This window comes from Candidatus Methylospira mobilis, assembly GCF_009498235.1.
GTDB lineage: Bacteria > Pseudomonadota > Gammaproteobacteria > Methylococcales > Methylococcaceae > Methylospira > Methylospira mobilis.
In genome coordinates, this window is the sequence record NZ_CP044205.1 from 3,849,865 (window position 1) to 3,861,842 (window position 11,978).

An 11,978-nucleotide genomic window follows, 5' to 3' on the forward strand; every position below is an offset into this window, starting at 1 on the left:
TCCATGGACGGATTTACGGAATGCTTCGACAAAACTTCGTCCCCATACAAAAGCGGGTATTGAATAGTTACAAAAGTTAATCCTTGAAAGTCAGACTCAATTCGGCCATACCCATGGTTTCCTGCCGTACGTGCACCCTGTCGGCAAGCTTCTGGATCAGGTATCCGGCCATCCTCATAACCGCGCTTTCATCCTCCAGCAACTGTTCCTGGGTAGGAGGACGAGTAACCAAAGGCACCAGACCGCCACGGTATCGCAACACCACGGTAAAACTGAACTCATCGTATTGGGTTTCCATACTAATCGTACCAGAAACTCCCGGCTCCGACTCAACCAAATCGTGATCGATCAAGGTTTCGAATGCCTGCCAGGTAGCGTGCTCGGCGCGACGGACAACCTCGTGGCGGGCGCCCCAGGCCTTACCCTGCTGTTCGAGAAAATCGACGATATCATCCAGCGACGATTGGTCAACGGCAAAGGTTTTGCGCAACCGCGTCTTGGCGCCCAGCCGGAAAACCAGCGACAGCAAAGTGGCGCAAGTAGTGGCCATCGCAACATTGGACAGCGTAACAGCCTGAAAAACAGGGGGCAGCGTAAGATAATAGTACTGTTTAAGCGGCTCGTGGCTGATCCCTACAATAATGGATACCCCGACTGAGATGATTTTGCGGTTATCCAGCATTCGGGATGTAATCATCTGCATGCCCGCCATTGCTGTAAACACGGATAAAAAAACCACGGCCGCGGCCGTTACCGGCAGCGGTATCAAAAACCATATCGCGGTCAGCTTGGGTACAAATGCGAAACATATCATCAACGCGCCCAGCCACCATGCAATATACCGAGAGGTGCATCCCGTCGCGGCGGCCAGACTGACCGCGCCGCCGCTGGAGGTCAACGGCATCGCATTGACCAGCGCGCCCAGCAAATTGGTAAAGCCTTCGGCGCGCACGCCTTTGCAAACCGACAGCATATCGGGCCGCTTCCAGTTGGCGTCGTTGAAGCGCTGGGCTACCGCGATTGCTCCGAAACCGTGCAGCGAAAGCGCAAGCCCCACGATCATGAAAGAAGGTATCAACGATATATCCAGCCGCCAACCGAACACCGGCACCTCGGGAATACGCAGCAACGGTACGTTTTCGAGCTGGCGCACTGCGACGTCCAAGGGAAGATCGCCGAGAAAATAAGCCAGTACGGCCCCGAGCAGGAGCCCGGAAAAAGCCGAAAACAGGCGCAGCCAGCCGGACGACCAGACGCTGATGGAAATCATCGCCGCCAGAGTCATGGTGATCAGCACACCGGAGTGCTTCAAACTGGCGAACTGATCCAACGAGCCGTCTTCATGCGAAGCAATCAGTTCGAGACCGCGCGAACCCAAACTCAATCCCATCATAATCACGGCAACGCCGGCAACTTCCACCGTAAAAACGCTTTCCAGCCGCTTGAACGCCTCACCCAGAAAAATCTGGGTCGCACCCACCACTGCCAGCATGCCGAAAGCCAGCTCGAACCCCCCGGAAGCGATCGCTACCGTCATAACGGAAAAGGTGGCCGGCGTTACCTGCAAGGGACAGAAGTAACCGGAACCGAGACCGAAACGGCCGAACGCCTGCACGATGACACCCACCCCGGAAACAATCAGCGTAGTCGCCATCAAATTATAGAAATCGTGTATTCCCAGGTTTTTTTCGTGACTGAACAGACGTATGACGCCCATGTAAACACCGAGAAAAGCCAATTGCTGTAATGAAATAAACAGCGCGTGATGATAGGGCGGCTTGCTATCCAGCCAATGGATAATCGAATCGGGTTTGCGCATTTTTCAATCCGGCTTGTTACTTTAGGTAGCGGGCATGAAATCGCCCGTTTCCGGGTCGGTCGCCCACAAATCGCCGGTCTCCAGATCGAACCACCAGCCGTGCAGATCGAGCTTGCCATCTTCCACGGCCTGCTTGAGCCAGGGATAAGTCAGCAGATTTTGAAGCGAGCCGCGTATAGCCGCCCTCTCTACCAGATAAGGATAATCCTTGAGCTGCTCCAGGGAGATCTGCTTGGTTTCTCCCGCGCCTTTGGACGGCGTTATAAACAAACGGCAAGCTTCTTCGGCAATGGAAACCCACTGGCCAATGAAATCGCTTTCCATCTCTGCCCCGGATACGGCATCCAACAGCGCCTTGATTCCGCCACAATGCGCGTGTCCCATGATAATGATATGTTCGACCTTCAAATGCCGTACCGCATATTCAATCGCTGCGCCCACGCCGTGTTGCGCATCATCGCGGCAATAGGGCGGCACAAGATTGGCGACGTTGCGCACCATGAACAAATCGCCGGGACCTGCGTCCACCAGCAAAGCCGGATCGACCCTTGAATCGCTGCAGGCAATCATTAATGCCTTGGGATGCTGCCCATAATCGAGCAGTCGGCGCATGGTTTCAGGCTTTTCGGTATAATAACGCTCCCTGAATTTGAGCATCGCATCCTGAAAATGTGCCAACGAATCCGCACATGTCGCACCGGAATGTGTATTATCTTTAACAGGCGTGTTCATAGTCGGCAGTTTATAGTTGTATACTGTTTACGGGTATATGGAGGTTTGTTTCTGACGGCTGACCAATCTACCCTACATCGGCAGCGCGCGCAATCGCCATTGCTGCTCCTTGTAACCGGACATACGCCTGACTCATGTTTGAATGTACCATCGCTGCCAGCCCCGACCAACTTGACAGTCTGATCGAGTCCTTTGAGCAGTTTTGCGAGACCAAAGGCTTGCAAGGCGCTGTCGTCATGCAAATGCTGATGGTGCTGGAAGAAATAGCAAGTAACTCGATTAAGTATGGTTACCCGGACGGACGCACCGACGGCAGAATCGCCGTGCGTGCGGAAATATTAAAAAACAATTTGACGCTCACTGTCACCGACGATGCCTCTGCGTTCAATCCCACGCAGTTTGCAAAGCCCGATACCGCATCAGGCATCGAAGAACGTAAAATCGGCGGCCTTGGGCTTTACCTGATAAGCCAGTTAACCGACTCGATGTTCTACCAAAGGCATAACGAACAAAACATATTGCAAATCAATAAAAAAATCGTACAAACCCCAAACTCGGGGGTTTGAGGCTTGTACAGATCTTCGGGCGCTTTACCTCGCGCTGGACTATTCCTCTGCGACAGGAACGATATTAGCGGCGACCTCCTGAGCCGGCGACTCGCCCGACGGGGTCTCCGTTGCCTCTCCTTCGCCTTGCGGACGGTGATTATCGCGACGGCGATCGCGGCGACCACGCCCTCCACGGCGACGCGCAGCCGGACGCACGGGGGAAGATTCAACACCATCTTCCTGCTGATCCTGAACTACGCGCTCATCCGCGCCGCCATCGGTAAAAGTAACCTGCTCGGCTTCGAAAAATTCGACGTGAACCCGCTCGGCCGCAACAACGCCTGAAGTTGGGACCTCACCTTCAGGCTCCACCCAATCGATATAATTTTCCGATACCTTGGCCTGGCGCGTGCGCGCATGCGACCTTTTCGAACGATCTTCGACCGGTTTCCCCCCTTCTTCGGCGCGATACGCTCTGCTTTCACCGGAAATCGGATGAACCGGCTGCTCCTGAACCGAATCAGCGTCAATCACCGCTTCATCAACAGCCGCTGTCGAATCGGCATCGCCCGTTTGACGCAATACCGGTCTTTCAGTCTGGTCGTTATTGCGGACATCCCCGCTCCTGCGTCGGCCGCGGCGGCGCCTGCGCCTGGTTTGCTCCCGACCCGCATCGGCAACCGCCTCAGCCGCCGTGTTATCCATGTCCGCAAACGGAACGTCGCGGATGTCTTGCTCATCAAACGGTTGCACCAGGGCTTCTGCAGTTATCGCTTCCTGCGGCTGATGCTGCGGGCGGGGAGTGCGCGGAGGTTTGCGTTCGGGACGCTCTTGCTCACGAGCAGGCCGACGTTGATGCTTCGGTTTTGGCCTGAACTCGTCGCTGCTGTCCAATACGGGTGCCCGCTCAGAGACAACGGCAACGGCGTCGGCAACCAAGTCCAGGTTTTCATCCTCCGGGCGTCCACCAGTCAAAATATTCAAAAAACGTTTAATGAAGCTCCCGCCTATCCCCTGACCGCCGGCATCGCGATCGCGCTGCATAGCAGCCGGAACCGGTTGCGGCGGCGCAGAAGGAAGGAACTCCTTGATGGCCGGACGCTCCGGCACGGCAGCCGGCTCGCGAGCAAATCCCGGCAGCGCGACATCCTCACGCCGTATCAACTGGTAGCTGGGCTTTTTCTCCGGCTCATCCTCGGGGTTCGAGGCGCGAACGCGCTGGATATCGAACGACGAAGACTCCAGGTTTTCATCCGGCACAATAACGATAGTGACACTTTGGCGTTTTTCTATATCGCCGATGACGCCGCGCTTTTCGTTCAACAGGAACGTAGCGGAATTCAGCGGCACGCGCGCAATAATCTTGTCGGTATTCTTTTTAAGCGTTTCCTCTTCGATCAAACGCAAAGCGGCCAAAGCCAGCGATTCCGTATTGCGTATGGCGCCATGTCCCAGACAACGCGGGCAGGTCAGCAGAATAGCCTCGCCCAGCGAGGGGCGCAGCCTCTGGCGCGACATCTCGAGTAAACCGAATCGCGATATGCGTCCGACCTGTATACGCGCCCGATCCAGCTTCAGCGCGTCGCGCAGGCGATTTTCCACTGCGCGCTGATTGCGCGCCGCCATCATGTCGATAAAATCGATAACGATCAGCCCGCCCAGATCGCGAAGTTTAAGCTGCCGGGCGATTTCGTCCGCCGCCTCAAGATTGGTATTCAAAGCGGTTTCCTCGATATCGCTGCCCTTGGTCGCGCGTGCGGAATTGATATCGATGCTGGTCAGCGCTTCGGTTGGATCAATAACGATAGCGCCCCCTGACGGCAGCGGCACTTCACGGCTGTAAGCCGTTTCGATCTGGCTTTCGATTTGATAACGGCTGAAAAGCGGCACTCTGTCCTGATAAATACGCGCTTTATGGATAAACTGCGGCATGACCTGCTGCAGGAAGCTGCGCACCACATTGTAGGTTTCCTGGGTATCGATGATGATTTCATCAATGTCGTTGCGCAAATGATCGCGCAACGCGCGAATGATGACGTTGCTTTCCTGGAAAATCAGAAACGGCGCTTTCTTTTCTTTCGCCGACCGGTCTATCGCTTCCCATAACTGCAACAGGTAATTGAGATCCCACTGCAGTTCTTCGACCGATTTGCCGCCTCCTGCAGTACGGATGATCAGACCCATGGTCTCGGGAACCTGCAATGCGCTCATGACTTCGCGCGTGTCGCTGCGCACATCGCCTTCGATGCGGCGGGAGATGCCGCCCGCTTTCGGATTATTCGGCATCAGCACCAGATAGCTGCCGGCCAGACTGACAAAGGTAGTCAACGCGGCGCCTTTATTGCCGCGCTCCTCTTTCTCGATCTGAACGACAATTTCCTGCCCCTCCCTAAGCAGGGTCTTGATTTCACGGCGGGATACGTCTGCTCCATTAGACGACAGGTTTTCCGGAGCGATTTCCTTGAACGGCAGAAACCCGTGCCGTTCAGCGCCATAGTTTACAAAAACAGCCTCGAGGCTGGGTTCTACGCGAGTAACTATTCCCTTATAAATATTTGATTTTTTTTGTTCCCTGGAAGGTACTTCTATATCGAAATCGTATATTTTTTGTCCATCGACCAGCGCAACGCGGAGCTCCTCCGGCTGCGTGGCATTAATAAGCATTCTTTTCATTATCCTGGCTATTCCTTTAGCGTTTTACAGAGAAAGCTTCACCCCGGCATAAAAACATGTTTTAAACGGCTGCGCAGCCTGAATCGATCAGACTGCGGCAGGGTGCTGGGAACTTGACCGTACTCCATGTACATGCCGGTTCCTGAACCCAAAGTCCGGGCGCCTTATACAAAAAGCTCTTGCTGCCGCGTTAAAATAAAACATGTTCCAAAAGCCCCATTCACGTCTTGCGATCACATATGCATCGGTTCATAAACCGGCCGGAGGCATCGCGCGGTTAACACAGCAAGCGCTATATTGCGTGACGGGCATAAATCTTGATTATACGGGCATCCCAAGCACAGGCGCTGAAGCGCCTCGCTTGCCTTTCTTTAAAAACGCTGATCTCGCTCATCACGGGTTGAGCGAATAAACCCTGTCTTGCCGCCCAAAGGCGGCGCACCGCAGTACGAAAGTACTGTCGGAAAGTAATCCTTCATTCCTCTGTTCCAACGAAACACGAGTTTGAACGACTACAACGGAAACTCCGCCCTTACTGCGCGGGCCATTTACCACCGGCCTCGCACCAAAGTAAAAACACAGTCGCCCTAATTCCTGCTTCCTGAATCTGGCTACACTTTCGGGAAGCCCTCGCGCAAGCCTCTCTACCGGTTGTGGTCAGGCAACGCAAAGCGTCACACGCTTCACAACCCACGCTCTAGCGCCATGTCCGAGCGGACGCACCCGGCTAAGCGACCTGGAACCCACACCCTCGAACCCACACAAACCCGCCATCGAAGCCAGCGCATGTTTATATTAGTGTATTATGCACGCTTTACTATAACAATGTTATGTAAGGGCTTCAATTTATCTTGAAAAACCCTGCCAGCAGCGTTATTCCCGCACCTGCCCGCAGGAAAATCATGCGCAAGTGCGGCGGGCGCGCAACCCCGCACGGTCATATTAACGATATTCACCGCGTATTTCAGCACATCGGTGCCGGACGATTTTCCTCGGCCCCCAGCCAGGGGCTTTTTCGCGGAGCCTGAGCAGGACGGTTGCGTGCTTACTGCATAATTAACAAAAAACCATTATTTTCAAACTTATGAGTGAACAGCCCCCGGCCGCCGGAAAAGCCTCCCTGATCGAAATAGATGAGAGCTGCTCGGGACAGCGTATCGACAACTTTCTTTTCACCAAGCTGAAGGGGGTGCCCAAAAGTCACGTTTACCGTATTCTGCGCAGCGGCGAAGTGCGCGTAAACGGGGGGCGCAGCCAGCCCAGCCGCAAACTCGATACCGGCGACAAGGTACGCATTCCCCCACTCAGATTGCCGGAACGCGAGGAAGCCCCGCTTCCCGGCAATCTGCTGCGCGCACGCCTGGAACATAGAATTCTGTTCGAAGACGACAGCTTCATGGTCGTCAATAAACCGGCGGGCATGGCGGTACACGGCGGCAGCGGCCTGGCATACGGCGTCATCGAAGCCATGCGCAATATCAGGCCGGAGCTGCGCTTTATCGAGCTGGTTCACCGGCTGGACCGGGACACATCGGGCTGTCTGCTTCTCGCAAAGAAACGCAGCGCGTTACGCGACCTGCATGAACTGTTCCGTTCCGAACATGATGTGGAAAAATTCTATCTGGCGCTGCTCTCCGGCGTTTGGGCCAGAAAACAGCAACTGGTAGACGCGCCGCTCAAAAAGAACACATTAAAAAGCGGCGAGCGTATCGTGCGCATTGCTTCCGACGGCAAACCGGCGCAAACGCATTTCAGACGCATGCGGAAATATAGCGGCGCAACGCTGGTAGAAGCGCAGCTGCTGACCGGGCGCACCCACCAGATTCGCGTGCACGCCCAATCGATCGGCCATCCGCTCGCCGGCGACGAACGTTACGGCGAAGATAAGCTCAACGCCGTATTTCGCAACCAGGGGTTGAAAAGATTATTCCTGCATGCGGCAAAACTGTCATTCAAACACCCGGCGACAGGAAAGGCTTTCAACATAGAAGCCCCGCTGGAAACCGATCTGCAGCAATATCTCGATACGCTCGCCACACTTGAATAACCTTCCCATCGGGATGCATTCGAACCACAAAAACACCTCACTCAGCTTACGCAAAAAGTACGGAACCTGATAACATAAAAGCGATTGGCATTCAGAACATATGGAGAACCACTTGAAGCAACCGGTAGAAATAGATAGCCCCATGAGCCGTGCGGAAATCCGCGCCAGCCTGTCGCTGGCAGGGATTTACATGCTTAGAATGCTGGGCCTGTTCATGATATTGCCGGTCTTTTCGATCTATGCCAGAACGCTGGAGGGCTCCACCCCCCTGCTTACCGGGCTGGCAATCAGCGCTTACGGACTGACCCAGGCCATCATCGGCATTCCGTTCGGCATCTGGTCGGACCGTTACGGCCGCAAAAAACTGATCACCATCGGCCTGATCATCTTCGCGCTGGGCAGCGTGGTCGCGGCGCTGTCCGAATCCATTTACGGCGTGATCGCCGGCAGAGCGCTGCAAGGCTCCGGCGCGGTCGCCGCCGTGGTCATGGCGCTGGCGGCCGATCTGACGCGCGAGGAGCACCGCACCAAGGCCATGGCGCTGATCGGCGTCAGCATCGGCATTTCGTTCGCGATCTCTATGGTTGCAGGACCGGTGCTGGACAGCCTTATCGGCGTACCCGGCATGTTCTGGCTGATCGCGCTGCTGGCGCTTGCCGGCATCGCGGTATTGTACCTTCTGGTTCCAAACCCGATCGTCAGCCGTTTTCATCGCGACACCCAGGCGCAACCGGCGCGATTCCGCTCGGTGCTGGCAAACGGGGACCTGCTGCGCCTGGATTTCGGCATTTTCGCGCTGCACGCGATACTGACCGCCACCTTCGTCGTCATCCCGCTGGTTTTGCGCGATACGTTGCAACTGGAAACTGCCAAACACTGGCAGATTTACCTGCCGGTATTCGTGCTGTCGATGTTCGCGATGGTTCCGTTCGTCATTATCGCCGAGAAAAACCGCAAAATGAAAGCGGTTTTCATCACCTTTATCGGGCTTGTCGCTATTGCCGATGCCGGATTGATGCTGAGCGGAGACTCGCTGTTAACCGTAGCCGCGCTGCTGTTCGTCTTCTTTACCGGCTTTAACCTGCTGGAAGCGACCTTGCCCTCGATGATATCCAAGACTGCCCCGGCCGACCTGAAAGGCACAGCCATGGGCATCTATTCAACTTCGCAGTTCCTTGGGGCCTTCGTCGGCGGCATTTCCGGCGGGTTCATACAAGGCGAATTCGGCATTCCCGCTGTTTTCCTGTTTTGCGCGCTGGTCGCGCTGCTTTGGCTGCTGGTTGCCCTAGGCATGAAACCGCCGCGCCACTTGAGCAGCTTACTGATCAATCTCGGCGAACTGAGCACGGATCAGGCTCACGAGTTTTCAAGGAAACTATTACTGGTTCCCGGCGTCGAGGAAGCGGTGGTGCTGTCGGAAGACGGCGTCGCCTACCTGAAAACCGACAAAACCCTATTGGATAAAGAAGCATTACAACGGGTACTTCAATCGTGAGCATGTGTAAACCGGTTCACAACGAATACCATCACCATAAAGACGGAGAAAAATCATGGCCAGTCGCGGCGTCAACAAAGTCATTCTGATCGGCAATCTCGGCGCAGACCCCGAAGTACGCTACATGCCCAATGGCGGCGCGGTGACTACTATTCGTCTGGCGACCAGCGAAACCTGGAAAGATCAAAACACCGGACAACAGCAGGAACGCACCGAATGGCACCGAGTGGTTTTCTACCGCCGCCTTGCCGAAATCGCCGGCGAATACCTCAGAAAAGGCGGCAAGGTTTATATCGAAGGCAGCCTTAGAACCAGCCAGTACGAGAAAAACGGCGAAAAACGCTATAGCACCGACATCGTAGCCAACGAAATGCAGATGCTGGACCGCGCAGGCGAAGGCGGCAGCGGCAGCGGCAGTGCGCGCGGCGGTGAAGGCGCGTCCTATTCTTCGTCAGGCCGTAACCAGGATCAGGGCGCCTATGCGCCGCCATCGGGGGGCAGCCGCCCCGCCCCCAGCAGCAGCAGCAGCCGGCAGCCTGAGCCCAACTACCCGCCACAGGGCATGGACGACGGTTTTGATGATGACATTCCGTTCTAGGTTCTGTTGACATTAGCACGCGCCACCAGTGAAGCTGGAACCATTTCGAAAATGGCTGACCGACTCGAAATTAGCGCCGAAGACTGGAACGTTATCTATCCCATACTGGTGAAACATCGGCATGTCCGATCGACGTCCGAGGAACAGTGCCGGGCCTTTCTGGTTGCCGTTCTGCAAATTCTTCGATCGGGATCGCAATGGCGTTTGCTGCCGGAAGCGCATGGCAAGTGGAACTCCGTGTTCAAGCGTTTTTCCCGCTGGAGCAAGCATGGGGTTTGGCAGTCGCTGTTCGCCGGATGCATCCATCATCCTGATTTGCAAAGCGTGTTTATCGATTCCACCATCAACCGCGCTCATCCCTGCGCTGGTGGCGCGGCGGGCAGTAATGCCGAGGATGAAGCCTTGGGACGATCGAAGGGCGGCTTTACTACCAGGATTCACGCCATCACCGATGCCTTGGGGAATCCCCTCGAATTCTTACTGACCGGAGGGCAGGCCAGCGACATTGGACAGGCTGAAACCTTGCCGGCGCTGACGCCAGCGGGTGCGCGTGCGTTTGTCGGTGACAAAGGCTATGACAGCGATGCGCTCGTCCAGGCCATCGTAGCGAGAGATATGAAAGCCGTCATTCCTCCGCGCTGCAATCGAAACAAGGTACGCGAGTGCGATTGGTTTATTTACAAAGAACGCCATCTGATTGAATGCTTCTTCAACAAAATCAAACATTACCGACGAATATTTTCGCGTTTTGAAAAAACAGCTCGCAACTACATGGCCTTCCTTCACTTCGTCTCAGCTCTCATTTGGTTGCGGTGATACGTCAACAGAACCTAAACATTCGTACTCCACTTTCGGACGGGGTTACAAAACGATTTTTGATGTTGTGGCCTATAACTTCTGATTATCGTAATTATTAATTAATAAATAAAACAATGTCTTGAATTTTATTAACGCGCTAATTTTACCTTTTCGGGGGGTTGGGTAAAAACAGCCATAAACGGTTTCAGCACTCATGGAGTTCCATTGCCAAGAAGGCTATAATTTTCATCGCTTCTTTTCTGGATCGTGATGTTTCCTATGATTTTCTTAAGCAGGAGTCGCTGGCTTTGCCAGATCTCCTGCCAACATTCCCGCCAGATTGCGAGAAGGACGGTCAGGATAAGGGGTCCCAGAAACAACCCTACCATTCCAAAAACAAACAAACCACCCGCCACACCGAAAAGTACAATTAATAAGGGGATGTCGGTGGCACTGCTGATCAGCAAAGGGCGTAAGATATTGTCAATGGGATGGACCACAATGGCACCCCAGGCCAACAATCCCAGACCGGCTCCGATATGACCGGATAATAGCAACCATGCCGGACCCCAAATCAACACAGTACCGATGAAAGGTATCAACGAAGTCAGTGCTGTCATTGCACCAAGAAAAATAGGCGTCCCAATGCCCATGATCCAATAGCCGATCCCGGCGCCCAGACCTTGGGCCAAGGCACCGACGATCAGCCCATAGACTACCGCATGAGTGGTTCCCTCCACGGCTTTAAAATAGCCATCCGCTGATTCGCCGACCACTTTGCGCAAGCCCTCTCGAATCTGTCCCAACAGAAGATTTCCATCACGATAAAAGAAGAACAGCGTAATCCCCGTAATCATGAGTTTCAGTACATTGCGTCCGATTTGACCAACAATCCCCGCCAAACCATTCAGCCAGGGTTCAAGCCACTCTTTCATTTGTTGCGTCATAAGAGTGGGATTTTCCCAATAGGCTGTCATCTCATCATGTAATGCTCGCCCAACTAAAGGGATACGGGCGACGGTATCCGGTATCAACAGGGGGTGATCGGAAACTTGTGTTGCAAGGGCGTGATAGGCATCGGCCAGTTCACCCTGTAAACGGACCAATAACCATAATGCTGGAAAGACTAGGAGGATGATCAATAGTGTGGTCATGATCAATGCTGCGGCGGAACGATACTTCTCAAGCATTCGCAGCAAGCGGCGATAGGCCGGCCAAGTCACAAATGCAAGGATCGTTGCCCAAGCCATTGACACCTAAAAGGGTTT

General features: G+C 54.5%; 9 protein-coding genes. 5 read left to right on the top strand and 4 right to left on the bottom strand.

Features of this window, described 5'->3' with window-relative positions:
* Positions 1-76: 76 nt before the first annotated feature.
* Complete coding sequence (locus F6R98_RS17550) at positions 77-1,819, bottom strand: solute carrier family 23 protein (protein ID WP_153250175.1); 1,743 nt, start codon at positions 1,817-1,819, stop codon at positions 77-79.
* 21 nt (positions 1,820-1,840) lie between these two features.
* Complete coding sequence (locus F6R98_RS17555; RefSeq protein ID WP_153250176.1) at positions 1,841-2,551, bottom strand: carbonic anhydrase; 711 nt, start codon at positions 2,549-2,551, stop codon at positions 1,841-1,843.
* Between the two features lie 134 nt (positions 2,552-2,685).
* Here F6R98_RS17555 and F6R98_RS17560 point away from each other — a divergent pair, with 134 nt between their 5' ends.
* Positions 2,686-3,117: an ATP-binding protein gene (locus F6R98_RS17560; RefSeq protein WP_153250177.1), complete on the top strand. Its 432-nt coding sequence runs from the start codon at positions 2,686-2,688 to the stop codon at positions 3,115-3,117.
* Positions 3,118-3,156: 39 nt separating this feature from the next.
* On the opposite strand, the gene F6R98_RS17565 is transcribed toward F6R98_RS17560, so the two are convergent.
* Entirely contained in the window at positions 3,157-5,772 is a 2,616-nt protein-coding gene (locus F6R98_RS17565) for an Rne/Rng family ribonuclease (RefSeq protein WP_153250178.1), read from the bottom strand.
* Positions 5,773-6,856: 1,084 nt separating this feature from the next.
* Between F6R98_RS17565 and rluC the strand changes: the two genes are divergently transcribed.
* The 4 genes from rluC (at position 6,857) to F6R98_RS17585 (ending at position 10,728) form a co-directional block, all read left to right on the top strand.
* Entirely contained in the window at positions 6,857-7,819 is a 963-nt protein-coding gene (gene rluC, locus F6R98_RS17570) for a 23S rRNA pseudouridine(955/2504/2580) synthase RluC (protein WP_153250179.1), read from the top strand.
* 112 nt (positions 7,820-7,931) lie between these two features.
* Positions 7,932-9,314, top strand: coding sequence for an MFS transporter (locus tag F6R98_RS17575; protein WP_315700288.1), 1,383 nt, complete (start codon positions 7,932-7,934; stop codon positions 9,312-9,314).
* A gap of 55 nt (positions 9,315-9,369) precedes the next feature.
* Positions 9,370-9,912 (top strand): single-stranded DNA-binding protein, encoded by a 543-nt coding sequence (ssb, locus tag F6R98_RS17580; RefSeq protein WP_153250180.1) that lies wholly within the window; start codon positions 9,370-9,372, stop codon positions 9,910-9,912.
* A 51-nt stretch (positions 9,913-9,963) separates the two neighbouring features.
* Positions 9,964-10,728, top strand: coding sequence for an IS5 family transposase (locus tag F6R98_RS17585; protein WP_153250028.1), 765 nt, complete (start codon positions 9,964-9,966; stop codon positions 10,726-10,728).
* Positions 10,729-10,922: 194 nt separating this feature from the next.
* On the opposite strand, the gene F6R98_RS17590 is transcribed toward F6R98_RS17585, so the two are convergent.
* Positions 10,923-11,960, bottom strand: a complete 1,038-nt coding sequence (locus F6R98_RS17590) for an AI-2E family transporter (RefSeq protein ID WP_153250181.1) — start codon at positions 11,958-11,960, stop codon at positions 10,923-10,925.
* Positions 11,961-11,978 lie beyond the last annotated feature (18 nt).